This window comes from Kineosporia sp. NBRC 101731 (genome assembly GCF_030269305.1).
Taxonomy (GTDB): domain Bacteria; phylum Actinomycetota; class Actinomycetes; order Actinomycetales; family Kineosporiaceae; genus Kineosporia.
This window is the reverse complement of record NZ_BSTC01000023.1, coordinates 39,090-56,265: the sequence shown is the minus strand read 5'-3', so window position 1 is coordinate 56,265 and position 17,176 is coordinate 39,090. Positions and strand designations below refer to the sequence as shown.

The following is a 17,176-nucleotide window of genomic DNA, read 5'->3' as shown; positions in this document are numbered from 1 at the left end:
GCAGAGATACCAATCCTAAACGTCGCCTTCCGTCTCTCGGCGCAAGCTCCGTCCAATTTCCACATCGGCAGCCAGGCAACTACCACGAAAGGGACGCCGGGCATCATCCAAGATCACGACGCCCACCTGGTCACCGACCGACAATCCTTCGCAACCTTTAGTGACGTCTATCAGGATGTTTTCTCCGTCCGCTGTCTTGGCCAATACTCCCCAAGGCAGGATCTCTACCGCCGTTGCCGTGTACTCGTGGTGCAGCAGCACTACCAATGTTGGGCCACCTCCGGTCGTCTTCCTGCGATCAAGGAAGGACGAGGATGGCGAAATTACCAGTCCTGCGAGCGATATTGTGAGTGCATCGTGTGCAATATCGCTTTTCACTGCCTCGACGATGGATCGACCGGGGACGGGTGGGCGCCCATCGTCGCCTGCGGCCGGGCGAACCAATAGCCCTGGGCCGAGTCGCAGCCCACGCGTTGCAGGGCGGGGACCTGGTCCTCGCGTTCGACACCCTCGGCGATGACGTTGAGACCAAAGGCGTGGGCGGCGCGGACGACGAGTTCGACCAGCTCGGCGGCGCCCGGACGGCTGGAGGCCACGAGGCTCCTGTCGATCTTCAGGGTGTCCGCGTTCAGGTACTGCAACTGACCGATCGAGGTGTAGCCGGTGCCGAAGTCGTCGATGCTGATCTTCACCCCCAGCTCCCGTAACGCCCGCAGGTGCGGGGCGGCCGCCGGCTCGTCGAGCAGCACGGTCTCGGTGATCTCCAGGACGAGCCGTTCCGGGCGCAGGTGCGCCGTCAGCAAGGCGTTCTTCACGTCCGGCACGATGCTCGCACTGGCCAGGTGGCGACCCGAGATGTTCACCGCGACCGTGAGGTCGTCCTCTGCGCCCGCTTCTCCCTCCGCGAGCCAGTGGGCGAACTGGCGGGTGGCCTCGTCCAGGACCCAGCGGCCCAGATGACAGATCAGGGTGGACTGCTCGGCCGTGGGGATGAAGGCGTCCGGCATCACGAGGCCGTGCCCTGGACGTTCCCATCGCAGGAGCGCCTCGTATCCCTGCAGGGCGGCGGTGGCCATGTCCACGACGGGCTGGTAGTACAGCAGGAACTCGCCGGCGGGCAGGCCGTCACGGATGGCCTGCTCCAGCTCGGCCCGGTCGTGCAGCTGGCGGCGCAGGGACTCGTCGAAGACCTCGACCCGACCGCGACCGGAGGCCTTGGCCCGGTAGGCGGCGGCGTCGGCCTCGTGCAAGAACCCCGCGGCGTCGGTCCCGCCGTCCCGGTTGATGGCAACCCCGATACTGGCGCCGATCACCACACTCTGACCGGCCGCGTCCATCGGTGCCGAAATACTGGCCACCAGACGCTCCGCCAGGTCGATCAGGTCCCGCTCGGAAGCCAGTGACTCGATGAGCACCACGAACTCGTCACCGCCCAGCCGACCCACGGTGTCGCCGGCGCGGATGAGACGCTTCATCCGCACGGCGGTCTCGCGCAGAACATCGTCCCCGGCGCGGTGACCGTGGGTGTCGTTGACCGCCTTGAAGTGGTCCAGGTCGATGAACAGCAGGCCCACCAGTCCCCCGGAACGCTGACCTCGGTGCAGCCCGGCCTCGATCAGTTCCAGGGCACGCCCCCGGTTCGCCAGTTCGGTCAGCGAGTCGTGGGCGGCCTGGTGGGCGAGGTCGTCCTGCAGGCGCTCACGCTGCGCGGTGGAGACGACGACCTGCTGAATGGCCGCGTTCATGCGTATCACCACCAGGCTGAACAGCACGATGGACGCCAGGGCCACCGCCCACACGCTGGGAGAGATTCCCGAGAGCAACTGCACGATCAGTGTCACCGGGGCCAGCAGGACCGCGACGGTGAGCAGGGCCAGGCGCAGGCGTGTGAACGGCACCGCGTTCTGCTCACTCGGCTCGGACAGCTGACGCATCGAGGGATGCAGCGCGGCGGTCCCCCACAAGACGTAGGAACTCAGCCACAACAGGTCCAGGGCGCTGCTCTCGTAACCCGTGCTGGCGATGAGCACCGCGTACCCCGCGTCTGCCACCAGCAGCGCAGAAGCGGCGCCGACCAGCATGCGGAAGGCGGGAGTGCGGGCGCCGGGCACGATGACCAGGCGCATCAGCACGGCCAGGAGCAGGATGTCGGCCGCCGGGTAGGCCACGCCCACGAACCGTTCCAGCAGCGGCAGATCGGTGGCCCGGGCGATCGGGGCGGCCAGCACCACCCAGGACACCAGGGCCAGGCTCGCGGTCAGCACCCCGCTGTCGATCACCTCCGCCAGGTCACGCCGACGCTGCCGGGCCCGCAACAGAATCACGAAGCCCACGGACATCACCGGATAGGCCATCAGGTACGGAACGTCCGCCGGAGACGGGAATGCGTCAGTGTGGGCGACGTCTTCGTACCAGCTGAACAACGTGTCGGCGGCGACCCAGAGCAGCTGGCCGAACGCCATCGCCCACCAGGCCCGGGCCCGCAGCGGCCGGTGCAGGCGGATACCGACGGCGATGGCCACCACGCTGGACAGGCCCAGCACCCCGTACACGACGTCGCGGGGAATCCCTTCCGGGAAGAACAGATACACCGCAATGATCAGGAGACCGCTGCCGAGGTAGGCCTTCCAGTACCGGTCCATCCCAAGCTCGATCGGCATCACCGTCGCGACCATGAGCCCGTCCCGCCGCATCACCCGATCGGCTCGCCCCGGACCGGCACCGAACTACCCTTCGAGGCCTGAATCGCCCTATCGCATCCTGGCCGTTCTCGCCGTGGGTGTCCTTGAGATTCGGAAATTCGCCGGACAAAATGACCCCATGGCCCAAGGACGAAAACCCCAGCCCGTCCCGGTCCTGACCCTCACCGGGCACACCGCTTTCGTCACGAGTGTGGTCTTCAGCCCGGACGGCACCCTGCTGGCCAGCGCGTCCGGGGACCAGACGGTGAAACTGTGGGATGCGGCCACCGGGCAACTGCTGCACACCCTGGCCGCCAGTTCCCGGCTGTACGTGAGCAGTGTCGCGTTCAGCCCGGACGGTGGGCTGCTGGCTACCGCTTCGGCCGACAAGAAAGTGCGGGTGTGGAACCCGGCTACCGGCGGCCTGCTCGGGAGCAGGGGCGTGCGGACCCGGCAACCGTGGCAGGGCGCGGCCGAGGTCGCGTTCAGCCCACAGGGCACCCAGCTGGCAGCGGTCTGGGGCGACGGCTCGCTGCGGGTCTGGAAGGCCGCCGACTGGCGGTCACGGCCCTGGTGGCCCCGGTCGGACTTCGGCACCGTCGCCCATGGCAAGCCGACGCCCAAGCCCCAGCGCGGCAGCAACGTGGTGACGTTCAGCCCTGACGGCACCCAACTGGCGACCGGTGACCACGACGGCGGAGTCACCCTGTGGCCCTGGCCGTGGCCCGGCGGGCCGCCGCGCCGACTGCCGGGCCAGGGCTCCGTAACCACCGTGCTGTTCAGCCCGGACGGCCGACGGCTCGTCACGCTGAGACGGGGCGAGGCCACCGTGACCGTCTGGGATCCGGTCACCGACCAGCCCCGACCGGCTCTGAACGGCCATCAGGACCAGGTGAACGCGGCCGCGTTCCGGCCCGACGGCCGGCGGTTGGCCACCGGTTCCAACGACGAGACGGTGCGGGTGTGGGATCCGGTCACCGGCCGATCCCTGGTGACCCTGGCGGCTGACACCTGCTGGCAAACGGGGGTGGCGTTCAGCCCCGACGGCACCCGGTTGGCCACCGCCGGGGAAAACGGCACGATCAAGCTGTGGGACGCGACCGGCTGGTGAGCACCGCGGGTACAGGCCCCTGGTACCGGTCCGGCGCTGAACTACCCTTCGAGGCATGAATCGCCCATATCGCGTCCTGGTCGTTCTCGCCGTGGGTGTCCTGGCCGGGACTCTCGCCGCCTGCACGTCCGACGCGAAGCCGGTGGAGGGGCACGCCGGGCCGGCGGCGGTGACGGTGGCACCGGCCGCCGAGTTTCCGGCCACGGTCAAGACTTTCTACGGCGACATCACGATCGAGAAGCAGCCCGAGCGGGTGGTGGCGCTGGGGTACGGGGACGCGGACGCCCTGCTGGCGCTGGGGATCACCCCGGTCGCGATGAAGGGCTGGCAACAGTTCGGGAATCGGGGCAGCGGGCCGTGGGCGAACGAGCACCTGGATTCCACGCCGGAGCTCATTCCCAGCCAGCAGATGAACGCGGACGACGACGAGAGCCGGCTGGTCGCCCAGCTGAACCCTGACCTCATCATCGACACGGACCTCGACCGCGACCCGGAGCGTTACAAGAGCCTGACGAAGATCGCTCCGGTGATCAGCGCCCCGCAGGGCATGGGCGAGTTCGGCTCCCCCGACCTGGAGGAGCAGACCATGCTGGTCGCCCGGGCGATGGGGGTACCGCGGCAGGGTGAAGAATTACTGGACGACCTGAAGACGAGAGCGGTCTCGGTGGCCCGGGAGCATCCCGAGTTCGACGGGAAGACGATCTCTCTCGCGCAGAAGCTCGAGACCAGCTGGTTCGCCCAGATCTCCTCCATCGCCCGGATGCAGTTCTTTCTCGATCTGGGGTTCCGGGTGAACCCGGCGCTGGTCGACGAGGCGAACAAGACCAAGCTGGAAGACGTCACGGACATGCGCCTCACGCCCAAGAACTTCACGACCCTGGACGCCGACCTGATCGTCGTCGACGCGACCTACTCCGACAACCCCGACGCGGTCCCCCGCAACGGAGACGGGACGGTGACCAGGAGCGGGACCAAGGCGGTCACCAAGAACCAGCGCTTCGCCGCCCTTCCCGCCACCCGCGACGGCCGTTCCCTGGTCCTCCCCGCCGATCCCGATCTCCCGTACTGGGAGGCCCTCGACCGCCCCAGCCTGCTTTCGGGGAACTGGCTGCTCGACACCCTGGTACCGGACATCTCCCGGCGGCTCGACCGGTAACTCACCCGATCCGGATCGTCCGGGCCCACGCCGGTGGTCTTTTCGGGCGCCACTCACCGTCGTCGCCCAGCGCCGGTTCCGGCCCGAACACCCCGATGACGACCGGTACCTGCGGCGCGCTCTCCGGCCAGCCGGTGTGCCCGTCGGTGAGGATGACCAGAACGTCGGGGACGGGCCGGGCCGCCAGGGCCCGGCGGATACCCCGGCGCAGATCGGTGCCGCCGCCCCCGGCCAGGGTGATTTGCCGGGCCGAGGCCACCTGCTGCACCGTCTGCACGGCCGAATCACAGCTGTAGACGGTGACCCGGCGCCCGCCGGCCGCGCTGATGATGCCGGCGGTCTCGGCCAGGGCGGAGCCGAGCTCGTTGTCGCTGACCGAGCCGGAGGTGTCGATGACCACGGCCACCTCCGGGGTGGGCCGGGTCAGGGCGGGCAGCACAACCCGCCCGCCCAGGGCCGCCGACCGGCGCCCGGGCCGGTTGAAGGTGTGGTCGCCCGATCCGCCCCCGCTGCCCAGTCCCGCCCGCACCGCCGCCCCGAGAATCCGGTGCCAGTCCTGCTTCGGCCGGCCGACCTCGTCCGCCCATCGGCTCCAGCGACCGGGGGTACGGCCCCGGCCACGCTTGATCTGCTCGGCCGTGCGAATGCGGATCACCTCGGCCTCCGCCGGGCTGAGCGGGTGCCCGCCGACCGGGCCGAGGTCCCAGGGCGCATCCCCTCCGTGCGCCCCGGAACCGCAGTCGAGCCAGGCCAGGTAGCCGTTCACCACGGTGGCAGGCAGCTCTCGCAGATAACCCTCGAACGGTCGGCCCTCCGGCATCTCGAACTTTCTGGGTACGAGACTGCCTGCCGGTAGCCGGATTCCGCCGGGACCCGGCTGCCTCTGCTCGTCGTCGTTGATCTCGCAGTCCATCGCGATGTTCATCCGCAGGCGCTCTCGACCGGGGTTGTCCGCATCCAGCCACGAGCCTCCCGCCAGGGTCCTGGCGTAGGTCACGGACGGGTCGGGCGAGCCGCGCCCAGCCCGTGAACGCTCCCAGAGGTCGTCGCCCCGAGCATGGTGATCACGCAGCAGATGACTCACCTCGTGCACCCAGGCCCCGGCCAGTTCACCCACGTCACAGGTCTCCACGAACGAGGGCGAGACGTAGCAGCGCCAGTAGCGGTCCACCGCCATGGTGAAGAGCTGACGATCAGGGACGATGGTCATGGCGAACAGGGCACCGGCCAGATACGGATGGGCCTGGACGGCCAGAAGTCTGGCCGCCAGCAGCTTCTGGTGGTCCATCAGGAGGCACCCGCCTCTTCCCGCGACCGCGACAGCTTCACCAGACCGGGCAGGTCGGCCAGACCCCGCATCGTGGTCAGCTCCACCGGGGCGGGCCAGTTCGGTGCCCGCATCGCGGAGAGCTGCAACGCGCTCGCGGCCACCAGGTCGAGCGGTCGCACCTGCGCCACCCGGTCCAGTACCCGCCAGGCCGCGATCCACCGTTCCTGACTGCTGCGCCGCGACACCGCGTCGACCACCGACTGCAACACCGCCTGCACCCGGTCACCGCGCTCCGGAACGTCGAACGAATATGGCATCAGAAGAGCGTCTTCCGGGTCGGGAAGGTCCTGCCGATCCAGGTGGGCCAGCAGTTCCAGCGCAGCGCCGTCGCCGACCGTTCCGCGCAGCGCCACCGAGATCGTCTCCCGGTCGACCTCGCTCGCGTACCCGAAAGCCAGCAGCCGCAGCGCCATCTCCCAGGTCCGCGGCGACGGCCAGGCACCTCCTCGGCCGGCGTCGTCCTTCGGCAGGCGATGGGTGTAATCGGGGCGCACGGTGAGGAATCCGGCCACGGCCGCCCGGGCCCGGGCCACGGAGGCCTCCAGCCGGCCGGGATCCAGCTGCGGCGGGCTGATGTGCGGCCAGCAGCCCCCGAGCCCTCGGACCACCACGGCCGGGTCGTGGCGCCAGGGCAGGTGCACGAAACGGTTGGCCAGCGGCGGGGTCAGCGACCAGCCGTTGGCCGCGCACTCGGGCGGGTTCGCGGCGGCGACCACGCGGACCTGGTGGGGAAGGGCGAGGCTGCCCACCTTCCGCTCCAGCACCACCCGTAGCAGGGCCGCCTGCACGGCCGGGGTGGCGGAGGACAGCTCGTCGAGGAAGAGCAGGCCCCCGACCGGGTTCCGGTGCAGTCGCACGGCCCAGTCCGGCGGCGCCATCGGCACACCGTCCCGGGCCGGGTCCGCCCCGGGAACGGGCAGACCGTTGAAGTCGGTGGGGTCATGGACGCTCGCGACCACGGTCTCCAGCGGCAGACCGAGGTCGTCGGCCAGACGTTCCAGGGTCGCGGTCTTACCGATTCCCGGCGCGCCCCAGAGCAGTACGGGAAGATCGGCCTGAACGGCCAGGGCCATGGCGCTGAGGTAGGGATCGGTCCCGGGTTCACTGGAGGCTTCCCGGGTGAGGCGGATCAACGTATCGGCGGTCTTCATCTGCATCACCATTCGTCGTCTGAGGGTTCGCAGCACGCTCCCTTTCGAAGTTTCGGAAGGTAACGCCCGGTCAAGGGTTTGGTGTTATGGCGTCCACGGGGCGTCCGACCGGCCTCGGTCTCCCGGGCAACCGGAGAGGCCCGGAAGGTGCCGGAACCCTGGAGAGACAGGCCGTCGGGCGCCGGCCAGGTCAGGACCCCGGCCAGCGCCGAGCGATAGCGGGGAACAGCTGCGAAGCGTTCCTTCTCGACGACGTGGGCGTGCTCGAGCTCGGCGATGACCTGATGACATCCGAGAACCACCGCCCCCAGACCGATCAGGAACCGCTCGGCCTCGTCCTGACGGTCGTCGTGGTCCAGGGCCGTCCACCGGCCGTTCTCGCGGCGCACCCGGTGGGCACGCCCCCGGCAGTCGATCTGCACGGAATCCCCCGCCGCGACCGGATCACCACGAAAGGCCTGACGCACCAGCGGATGCAGCTGCATGGGAGTGGCCAGCCCGAGCCGGACCAGGTCGTGGTCGAGCGGCCGGCACCAGGCCGGCCGGGGCAGCACCGGCAACCGGGCCGCCGCCATCGCCGACGTGACGTACGCGTCGACTCCCGAGGCGTACGGTCCTTTTCGGCGTGGTTGCAGAACGATGGCCAGTCCGGCGCCCGGCCGCAGGGCCACCGTCTCCCGAAGGCCCAGCAACCGGGGAAGGTTCACCCGCAGATGACGCAGCATCCGCGATCCTTCGCCCGGATGCAGGTCGATCCCGGCCAGCCGCCAGGCCCCGGCGAAATCACCCGCATCCTGGGCCTGCACCACCGAGTCGGAATCTACTGTCAGCGAAGCATATTCACCCGACCGGTCGGCGTCCCACAGATACCGATGATGGACGATGCGCCACCGGTCGGCGCGTCGGCCCACCGGTGGCGGCTCCGCCAGTTCGAGCACCAGCCGCTCCCCCGCCGCCCAGTGCACGCCCGGCGTCCGCACGACCAGCGCTCCGGCGCCGGGGTATTCGGCGAGGATCAGCACCAGGCCCTTCTGCGGCCCGCCACCCGGAAGACTGCGCGGCAGATGCCACCGCAACAGGTCCGGCGCGAAACATCGCAGATCAGCCAGTATCTGACGATGAACGTCAGGCCCGTGCCGTTTCCGGATGTCGGCCAGGTCCAGCCGCACGTCAACCGCAGCGGCCGCACAAGCACGACGCCAGTCACCGGCGAGCCGATGCTCGGTAGCCGCATCCACCATGGTGGAAGGCACACCGGCCCGGCGGGCTTCGAGATGGGCCGTGGCCCAGATCGGGTCGAGGATCGCGGAACCAGCCGCGTCCGGGTCGCTCATCGAGCGGGGGAAATCTCGGCAATCACGAGAGGAAGGATCACGGGAGAATCATGAACCCTCGGGGCTGCTCAGCGCAACCCGACCAGAAAAAGAGGGGACGTCCACGGGTCGGTGCCCGCGAACGTCCCCTCTTCAGGGGTAGTTCAGTCGTTTCCGGATTCCATCGCCGCCTGGTCGAGCAGGACCACGTCGGTCTCCGCATCGCGGTTGCGGCTGATCCGCTCGGCGCCGCCCGGCTCCAGCTCGCCGACGATGCGGGCCTGGCCCTCGAGCTGGCCGAGACCGGCGAAGAGCTCGAGCTTCTGGCGGGAGTCGGCGATGTCGAGGTTGCGCATCGTCAGCTGGCCGATCCGGTCGACCGGGCCGAAGGCGGCGTCTTCGGTGCGCTCCATCGAGAGCCGGTCGGGGTGATAGCTCAGGTTCGGGCCGGCCGTGTTGACGATGGTCCAGTCGTCGCCGCGGCGCAGGCGCACGGTGACCTCACCGGTGACGGCGCGGGCGACCCACTGGGTGAGGCTGCTCTGCAGCATCAGCGACTGCGGGTCGAGCCAGCGGCCTTCGTACAGCAGACGGCCGAGGCGACGGCCCATCGTGTGGTACGAGTCGACCGTGTCCTCGTTGTGGATGGCGTTGACGAGCCGTTCGTAGGTGATGAACAGCAGCGCCATACCGGGCGCCTCGTAGATGCCGCGGCTCTTGGCCTCGATGATCCGGTTCTCGATCTGGTCGGACATGCCCAGACCGTGGCGGCCGCCGATCTCGTTGGCCTTCATCACCAGGTCGACGGCCGAGTCGAACTTCTCACCGTTGATCGCGACCGGGCGGCCGTGCTCGAACTGGACGGTGATGTCCTCGGTCTCGATGACGACCGAGGGGTCCCAGTGCTTCACACCCATGATCGGCTCGACGATCTCGAGGGACTCGTCGAGGTGCTCGAGGGTCTTGGCCTCGTGCGTGGCGCCCCAGATGTTGGCGTCGGTGGAGTACGCCTTCTCCTTGCTGGCGCGGTAGGGCAGGTCGTGCTCGGTCAGCCACTGCGACATCTCGGCGCGGCCGCCGAGCTCGTTGACGAAGTCGGCGTCGAGCCACGGCTTGTAAATGCGCAGCGCCGGGTTGGCCAGCAGGCCGTACCGGTAGAAGCGCTCGATGTCGTTGCCCTTGTAGGTCGAGCCGTCGCCCCAGATCGAGACGCCGTCTTCCTGCATGGCCTGCACGAGCAGCGTGCCGGTGACGACCCGGCCCAGCGGCGTGGTGTTGAAGTAGGCCTTGCCGCCGGATCGGATGTGGAACGCGCCGCACATCAGGGCGACCAGACCGGCCTCGACGAGCGCCTCGCGGCAGTCGACCAGGCGGCCGATCTCCGCGCCGTACTGCTGGGCGCGGCCGGGCAGCGAGGCCATGTCCTCCTCGTCGTACTGACCGAGATCGGCGCTGTAGGCACAGGGGACGGCGCCGTGATGGCGCATCCACGCGACGGCGACGGAGGTGTCGAGACCACCGGAGAAGGCGATTCCGACTCGGTCACCGACGGGGAGAGCTGTCAATACCTTGGACACGGAACCTAAAGATAGGGCATGTCCCGGGGCGGTTGACGCCCCGGAGACAAGCCCTGAAATCCTTCGGTCAAAGGCCCTCTGATCAGCAGGACTTCGCGTTGTACAGCGTGTTGAGGCCGGCGATCTCGTACGGGGTCAGTGTGGTCGGCGACCCGACGCCCGAGATCGGGTACATCAGGGCGGCCCGGTCGGTGACGTGACCCAGGCCCAGCGAGTGCGTGACCTCGTGCACGATCAGGGCGCCGCGGCCGGGCACGCCGTCGTAGCGCCCGAAGCCCGGGTCGCCCACCCAGCGCGAGGCGGTGTTGAACCACACGGAGCCCTTGGTGGCGACGGTGCCGTTGCCGGTGGATCCGCCCAGGCCGTCGGCGTCGGTCTCACCGTCCGGGAAGTGCTTCTTGCCCGCCCAGGTCAGGCCGATCGTGCCGCCCTTGGAGACCCGCTTGAACGTGATGCCCGTGGCCGCGGTGATCTGCCGGAAGCCTTCCTTGATGTCCACGACCATGTTCTGCGCCCGGGCCGGCTCGTTCGTGGCGTTGTACGTCCACGTCAGCGTCTTGCAGCGGGCGAACGGCCAGTTCATCGGCGCCCAGCCGTCGGTGACGCCGGTGGCCAGCTTCACGGTCGTGCCGCCGGCCTTGACCGCGACCGTGTAACTGCCCGGCGCGGCCTGGCCCGGCGCCCAGGTGAAGGTGGCCTTCTTCGACTTCTTCGTGGGCAGGGTCTTGACGAGCCGAGAGCCCTTCAGCACCCGCGCGCCGATACCGGCCTTTGCCGCCGTGACCGAGACGCTGAGCGTGCGGTCGGCCTTCTTCTCCGAGGTCGGGGCGATCCAGCGGGTCACCTTGTTCACGTGCACCGGCTGGTTGATGGTCTTGTAGCCGATGCCGTAGACCGGGTAGCTGTTGGTCGTGGAACAGCCCACGGCGTAGACCTTCACCCGGGTCTTGCCGGCCTTCAGGTCTTTCAGCGTCACCGGGATCGTGTACGGCTTCTTCATGTCCTGCCGCGGCACCGACTGCTCGATGATGCCGCAGACCTTCCTCGAGCCCGTCACCTTGACGGTGTAGGTGGCGCTCTTCGTCATCGTCGCCGGGCCGCTGATGCTGACCTTCGCGGCGGCCGCCCGGTAGTCCGAGGCGCCCAGGCCCGGGTCCGGCTGGAACACGCCGTTGGGCGTGATCGCGCCGATCGCGTCGGGGTCCCGGGTGACAGCCGTGGCCGCCCGCTGCTCGCTGGCTCCGGCGGGCGCGATCGAACCGGCCGCGACCGGGAGAACCAGAAGGCCTCCGACACTCAGGAGCCGGATGCTCCTGGTGACTAGGCGTGAACGTCGGGCATCAGGAACGGTGCTCGGCAACTGCGTCTCTCGCTCTCTTCAGCGGCGGCGACGGAAGGCTTTCAGTGACTGCGAGACCGTCGATCAGCGACTACGAATGGTGAGGTCGGGCACCGACTGTCAACCGGTCGGCGGAGGTCAACCTACCCGCTCGGACGAGCACGAAGTGACCGATCGGGCTATTTGATCATGCACTTTGCCGCCAGGGTCCGCTCCAGCGCAGGCACCAGAACGCCCAAAGGGGCATCAATGCGAATGTCGCAGTGCGTATCGCCCCGGGTTTCCCCCTGGTTGACGATCGCCACAGGGATACCCAGCTTGCGCGCGTGCAGCACGAACCTGAACCCCGACATCACTTTGAGTGATGATCCGAGAATGAGTAACGAGCCGGCCCGGTCGACCATCCCGAAGCAGGCCTCCACCCGGGGCCGCGGCACCGTCTCGCCGAAGAACACCACGTCGGGCTTCAGCGGCCCCTCCCCACAGTGCTCACAGGCGACCATGACGAATCCGTCCAGGGCCTCCTGGGGCAGGTCCACGTCGCCGTCCGGGTTGATCGCCTCGGCCTGCACGGTGAAGTCCGGGTTGGCCGCCCGCAGAGTCACGTCGAGGTCGGCCCGGGAGACGGCCGCCCCGCAGTTCAGGCACAGCGCCCGGTCGAGGCCACCGTGCAGCTCGATCACCCCGGTCGCACCGGCGGCCTGGTGCAGACCGTCGACGTTCTGGGTGATGACGCCCTCCAGCAGTCCCTGGGCCTGGAGCCCGGCCACCGCCCGGTGCGCGGCGTTGGGCCGGGCCCGCTTCATCTGCCGCCACCCCAGGTAGCTGCGCGCCCAGTACCGATGGCGCGCCGAGGCGTCTTTCATGAAGGTCTGGAAGGTCATCGGGGTGTGGCGGCGCAGGGCTCCCGACGGGCCCCGGTAGTCCGGGATACCCGAGTCGGTGGAGATCCCCGCGCCGCTCAGCACCACCGCCCCACCGTCGGAGACCAGATCGACGAGGGACTCGAAGGCAGGGCTCAGGAGGGTGTCGTCCACCCCGTCATTCTGCGCCCTGACCACAGATCAGCAGGCCGGGTAGAGCGCCTTCAGCCCGGCCTTCTCGTACGCCGTCAGCGTGGACGGGGAACCGTTGCTGGACACCGGGTACATCAGCGCCTTCTTGCTGGTCACGTGCCCCAGGCCGAGGACGTGCCCGAGCTCGTGCAGGATCAGCCCGCCCCGGGCCGGGAAGTCGTTCGCGTCGTGACCGAAGCCGGCCGCACCCACCCAGGTGGAGGCCGTGTTCAGGGTCAGGCCGCCGGAGACGGCCTTGCCCCCGCTCACCGTGGAACCGCCCACCCCGGCCGCGTCGTTGCCGCCGTCGGGGAAGCGGTCGGACCCACCCCAGTCGACCTTGATCGTGCCACCGCTCTTGACCTGCTTGAACTTCAGGCCGGTCACCTTCGACACCCGGGTGAAGGCGCCGCGCAGGTCCTTCTCGATGCCGTCGGCGCGGGCCGGTTCCCCGCTCGCGTCGTAGCGCCAGGTCAGGGTCTTGCAGCGCGGGAACGGCGCCTGCATCGGGGCCCAGCCGTTCGTGATGCTCGTACGCATCCTCACCGTGCTGCCGCCCGACGTGACCGCGAGCGTGTAGTCGCCCTTGGCCACACCGGCCGGCTTCCAGCTGTAGGTGGCGGCCTTCGTGGACCGGCTGCCCAGTGACGTGACGGTCTTCGACCCCCGCATCAGCTTCACGGTGACGCCGGCCTTCGCGGTGGTGACCTTCAGGCCCAGCTTGCGGTCGGCGGCGGTGGAGGAGGCCGGGGCGATCCAGCGGCTGTAGCTCTCCACGTGCACCGGCACCGTCACGGCCTTGGTGACGCTGCCGTAGACCGGGAAACTGTTGGTGTCGGAGCAGCCGATCGCGGCGATCGAGAGCTTGTGCGGGCCCGCGGAGAGGTTCTTCGGCGAGAACGTCAGGCGGTAGGGCTTCGTCCTGTCGATCTGGTTGGTGGTGCCCTCCATCACGCCGCACACCCGGTCGTCACCGGTGACCGTGACCGGGTAGGCCTTCGCGGCGGTCACCGTGGCCGGACCGGACACCGTGATCTTCAGGCCCGCCGCGGAGACCGGGGTCGAGGCACCCGCCGGGGTGAGCGAGTTCACCGCCACCGGCACGACGACCAGGGCGCCGAGCGTGACGGCGAGCGCCGCACGGACCCGCCCCGACCGGAGGTTGATGCTGGGCAAGGTCGTTCTCACTCTCGTACAGGACCGCGACATCGGGAGGTATCAGGCGGTATCAGAAAGCGTGAATCTAGGGGCCGGGAGTTCAAGCCACCGGGAAGGGACGGTCAAGCTCATGTCATGGAAGAGCGATGAGACAATCGTGGCGATGCTTCCCCCCGACAATCATGTGCACTCCCAGTTCAGCTGGGACACCCGCAGCAACGGCTCGATGGAACTGGCCTGTGCCAAGGCCGTCGAGCTCGGCCTGCCCGCCATCGCGTTCACCGAGCACGTCGACTTCACCGCGTGGGGTCATGACGACCTGCCTCCCCTCAACGGGACGCAGAACATCTCGCTCGCGCACCGCGAGCGCGTACAACCGCTCGACGTCGAGGCCTACCAGGCCACGATCGCCGAATGCCGGGACAAGTACCCACAGCTGCGGATCCTCACCGGCATCGAGACCGGTGAGCCGCATCTCTTCGCCGGCAGTGTGGCCCAGGTGCTGGGTTCGGGCGTGTTCGAGCGGGTGCTGGGTTCCCTGCACTCGGTCGTGTACCAGGGCCGCATCCTGTCGCCCGAGCGGGTCTTCGCCCTGGGCGTGGCTCCCGAGGATGCGATGCGCCGGTACTTCGAGGGCCTGCTCGACCTGATCAAGGGCTCCGACGTGTTCCAGGTGCTGGCGCACTGCGACTTCCCGCGCCGCTACTGGCCCACCGGCGCCCGCCCGTACGACGAGGCGCTCTTCGAGGAGGAGTACCGCACGGTCTTCCGGGCGCTCGCCACCAGTGGCCGGGCCCTGGAGATCAACACCCGCAGCCCGCTCTGGTCGGTCGAGCTGATGCGCTGGTGGTACGAGGAGGGCGGCGAGGCCGTGTCGTTCGGCAGTGACGCGCATGTGCCGTACCGGGTCGGGGCCCAGTTCGAGCTGGCGGTCGACGTGGTCGAGGCCGCCGGTTTCCGGCCCGGTCGCGACCAGTTCGACTTCTGGCGCCGCTGAGCGGCCCGGTGGCTGCGGGCGGCCGGGGGGTGGCCAGGAGATCGTGACCGCCCAACTGCACCAAAAGAATTGAGGACGCCGGTGAGCACCTGTGTGCCCATCCGCGTCCTCAATTCTGTGGTCACCGCTGCTGCTTCTGGCCTTCCAGCTCGGTGAGATCGGCCGTGCGGGCTTCCGGGATCGTGACCGATGCGGCCTTCTTGCTCTTCGGGGCGACCGGGGCGGCCCGCAGGAAGGCGCTGGTGGCCACCACCCCGGCGACCTCGAAGCGGGTGTCACCGGCCAGGTGTGCCCTGGTGGCCTGCTCGACGCCCGGCCAGTTCTTGTCGCCGTAGTCGTCGAGCACCACGATTCCGCCCGGCGCCACGATCTTCTCGGCGAAGCGCAGGTCGTTGGCGACGCCCTCGGCCGAGTGGTCGCCGTCGATGACGATGACGCCGTACTTGCGGTCGCTTACCTGGGCCTGGACCTTCGGGTCCTCGGAGAAGCCCCGCACCAGCCGCAGCCTCTTGCTGTCGACGCCGGCCAGGGACAGGTTCTCGCGCACCACGGTCTCGGTGACCGGGGAGCCGGAGGTGTCGGCCTTCAGCTCCTTGACCTGTAGTTGCACGTCGGCGAGCGGGTCGATGATGGTGAGCTGGTAGCTCAGGCCGATGCGGCTGATCTGCCGAGCCATGCCACCCGAGAAGAGACCGAAAAGCGTTCCGATCTCCAGGATCTCACCGTTCGGTGGGTTCAGCAGCGGCGTGGTGGCGAGCTTGCCGAGGATGTTGGGCGCACCTCCGGCGAGACGTCCCACGCCCCGCAGCTCCAGTTCGAACAGTGTGCGGTAGGCCTGCACCACGCGCCCGTAGGCGTCGGGGGCGTTCGTCGCCTCGGCGATCTGCGAGGCCAGCTGCCGCAGGCGTTCCTCACTGATGAGGCGCGTGCTGCGGCGGCCCTGCGACCCGAGCAGCAGGTCGACCGCGTAACCGGGGGTGCGCGCCTGGGCGCGCATCTTCTCCAGTTCGGTACGGAGCTGCAGCATCTCGGTGCGCAGGTCGAGAACCTCGGTGCTCTCACCGAGGTTCTCGCTGAGAACCTGCCGGGCCCGTCTGCGGGCCAGGCGCTCGATCCGCCGGTCGAGCACCGTGAGCACGGGCCTGAGGGCCCGGGCGGTCGTGTCTTGTGCCCATCTCTGCGCCATGACCCTATGAGATCAGAGGATCACGCACCGTCTCTCGCGACACGGTGGACACTCCACCGAAGATCTGACCCGGGCCACCCCTTCAGGGGACGGCCGGGGCCTGCTCGCCGTCGCCGACCTTGGCGCCGGCCACAACGGGCGGCTTGGTCGACCAGGGGAAGTTGATCCACCGGTCGGTCTCGCGCCAGGAGAAGTCGGGCTGCACGATGGTGCGCGGCTTGGTGTAGAGCACGGCCGAGCGCACCTGCGCGGGCTGATGCCGGCGCAGCAGTTCCAGCACCAGGTCGAGCGTGCGGCCGGAGTCGGCCACGTCGTCCACCACCAGCAGGTTCTTGCCGACGATGGCATCGGTGTCGAGCAGCGGCTCCAGCACCACCGGATCGGGCAGGGTCTCCTCGATGTCGCTGTAGAACTCGACGTTGAGGGTGCCCGCGGCCTTCACACCCAGGGCATACGAGATCGCCCCGGCCGGCAGCAGCCCGCCCCGGGCCACAGCGATCACCATGTCGGGCCGGAACCCGCTCTCGGCGATGTCCCGGGCCAGCTCCCGGCTGGCCTCACCGAACAGGTCCCAGGTGAGGATTTCGCGTTCCGTGCTGCTCATCCGGTCAATGTACTGGGCCGGTGGCCCGGACCGGACAGCAGCTCCGCCGGGTCAGGCCGGCATCGAGGCGGCGTACTGCGCGGGACCCTCCTGGGCCGCCACCGGGTCCATCCACATGACCTGCCAGCCGTGGCCGTCGAGGTCGAAGAAGCTGCGCGAGCACATGAAGCCGTAGTCCTCCAGGCCGTCCGCCTCCACGGCCCCCGCGGCCAGCGCGGCCTCGGCGACCGTGTTGACCTCCTCGCGGGACGACACGCTGAAGCAGTAGAGCGCCAGCGCGTGCGTGCGGGCGTCACCCATCGGCAGCCGGGAGAACTGGGCGAACTTCTCGTGGTTCAGCAGCATCACGCTGGCCTGCTCGCCTATCAGCATGCGGGCGGCGGTGTCGTCGCTGAAGTGCGGGTCGAAGCTGAACCCGAGCTGGGCGAAGAACGCCTTGCTCCGCTCGAGGTCTGCCACCGGAATGTTCAGGAACAACATGCGGCCGGGGTGTTCGGGGGTGGTCACGGGAGGTCTCC

At 69.1% G+C, this 17,176-nt stretch carries 15 protein-coding genes; 3 read left to right on the top strand and 12 right to left on the bottom strand.

The genetic code is table 11. The features are described 5' to 3' along the window. Positions 1-15: 15 nt before the first annotated feature. Together QSK05_RS34530 and QSK05_RS34525 are read right to left on the bottom strand one after the other, a co-directional pair. Positions 16-378 carry a hypothetical protein gene (locus tag QSK05_RS34530; protein ID WP_285601623.1) on the bottom strand — a complete coding sequence of 121 codons (363 nt, stop codon included), beginning with the start codon at positions 376-378 and terminating at the stop codon, positions 16-18. Continuing rightward, positions 375-2,660 carry a putative bifunctional diguanylate cyclase/phosphodiesterase gene (locus QSK05_RS34525; RefSeq protein WP_285601622.1) on the bottom strand — a complete coding sequence of 762 codons (2,286 nt, stop codon included), beginning with the start codon at positions 2,658-2,660 and terminating at the stop codon, positions 375-377. Before QSK05_RS34525 ends, QSK05_RS34530 begins: the two co-directional genes overlap by 4 nt. Before the next feature lie 160 nt (positions 2,661-2,820). Between QSK05_RS34525 and QSK05_RS34520 the strand changes: the two genes are divergently transcribed. Together QSK05_RS34520 and QSK05_RS34515 are read left to right on the top strand one after the other, a co-directional pair. Beyond that, on the top strand, positions 2,821-3,792 hold the full coding sequence (locus tag QSK05_RS34520; protein ID WP_285601621.1) for a WD40 repeat domain-containing protein: 972 nt from the start codon (positions 2,821-2,823) through the stop codon (positions 3,790-3,792). Positions 3,793-3,847: 55 nt separating this feature from the next. Further along, a complete protein-coding gene (locus tag QSK05_RS34515) occupies positions 3,848-4,948 on the top strand; it encodes an ABC transporter substrate-binding protein (RefSeq protein ID WP_285601620.1) in 1,101 nt (366 codons plus the stop codon). A gap of 1 nt (position 4,949) precedes the next feature. On the opposite strand, the gene QSK05_RS34510 is transcribed toward QSK05_RS34515, so the two are convergent. The 7 genes from QSK05_RS34510 to QSK05_RS34480 all read right to left on the bottom strand — a co-directional run bounded on the left by QSK05_RS34510 (position 4,950) and on the right by QSK05_RS34480 (position 13,901). Continuing rightward, positions 4,950-6,236 (bottom strand): vWA domain-containing protein, encoded by a 1,287-nt coding sequence (locus QSK05_RS34510; protein WP_285601619.1) that lies wholly within the window; start codon positions 6,234-6,236, stop codon positions 4,950-4,952. Continuing rightward, the gene (locus QSK05_RS34505; RefSeq protein WP_285601618.1) at positions 6,236-7,429 is read right to left on the bottom strand and encodes an AAA family ATPase; all 1,194 of its coding nucleotides are present in this window, start codon (positions 7,427-7,429) and stop codon (positions 6,236-6,238) included. Before QSK05_RS34505 ends, QSK05_RS34510 begins: the two co-directional genes overlap by 1 nt. A gap of 5 nt (positions 7,430-7,434) precedes the next feature. Continuing rightward, entirely contained in the window at positions 7,435-8,763 is a 1,329-nt protein-coding gene (locus tag QSK05_RS34500) for a hypothetical protein (RefSeq protein WP_285601617.1), read from the bottom strand. 143 nt (positions 8,764-8,906) lie between these two features. After that, positions 8,907-10,319, bottom strand: coding sequence for an argininosuccinate synthase (argG, locus tag QSK05_RS34495; protein WP_285601616.1), 1,413 nt, complete (start codon positions 10,317-10,319; stop codon positions 8,907-8,909). Positions 10,320-10,401: 82 nt separating this feature from the next. Next, the gene (locus tag QSK05_RS34490; protein ID WP_285601615.1) at positions 10,402-11,679 is read right to left on the bottom strand and encodes a matrixin family metalloprotease; all 1,278 of its coding nucleotides are present in this window, start codon (positions 11,677-11,679) and stop codon (positions 10,402-10,404) included. A gap of 158 nt (positions 11,680-11,837) precedes the next feature. After that, positions 11,838-12,695 (bottom strand): NAD-dependent protein deacetylase, encoded by an 858-nt coding sequence (locus QSK05_RS34485; protein ID WP_285601614.1) that lies wholly within the window; start codon positions 12,693-12,695, stop codon positions 11,838-11,840. A gap of 27 nt (positions 12,696-12,722) precedes the next feature. Next, on the bottom strand, positions 12,723-13,901 hold the full coding sequence (locus tag QSK05_RS34480; RefSeq protein ID WP_285601613.1) for a matrixin family metalloprotease: 1,179 nt from the start codon (positions 13,899-13,901) through the stop codon (positions 12,723-12,725). 133 nt (positions 13,902-14,034) lie between these two features. Here QSK05_RS34480 and QSK05_RS34475 point away from each other — a divergent pair, with 133 nt between their 5' ends. Then, complete coding sequence (locus QSK05_RS34475; RefSeq protein ID WP_285601643.1) at positions 14,035-14,868, top strand: PHP domain-containing protein; 834 nt, start codon at positions 14,035-14,037, stop codon at positions 14,866-14,868. Positions 14,869-14,989: 121 nt separating this feature from the next. Here QSK05_RS34475 and QSK05_RS34470 read toward each other — a convergent pair whose 3' ends face one another. The 3 genes from QSK05_RS34470 to QSK05_RS34460 form a co-directional block, all read right to left on the bottom strand. After that, entirely contained in the window at positions 14,990-16,054 is a 1,065-nt protein-coding gene (locus tag QSK05_RS34470; RefSeq protein WP_285601612.1) for a class I SAM-dependent methyltransferase, read from the bottom strand. 82 nt (positions 16,055-16,136) lie between these two features. Further along, positions 16,137-16,658 carry a phosphoribosyltransferase gene (locus QSK05_RS34465; RefSeq protein ID WP_285601611.1) on the bottom strand — a complete coding sequence of 174 codons (522 nt, stop codon included), beginning with the start codon at positions 16,656-16,658 and terminating at the stop codon, positions 16,137-16,139. Between the two features lie 51 nt (positions 16,659-16,709). Continuing rightward, positions 16,710-17,165, bottom strand: a complete 456-nt coding sequence (locus QSK05_RS34460) for a VOC family protein (RefSeq protein WP_285601610.1) — start codon at positions 17,163-17,165, stop codon at positions 16,710-16,712. Positions 17,166-17,176 lie beyond the last annotated feature (11 nt).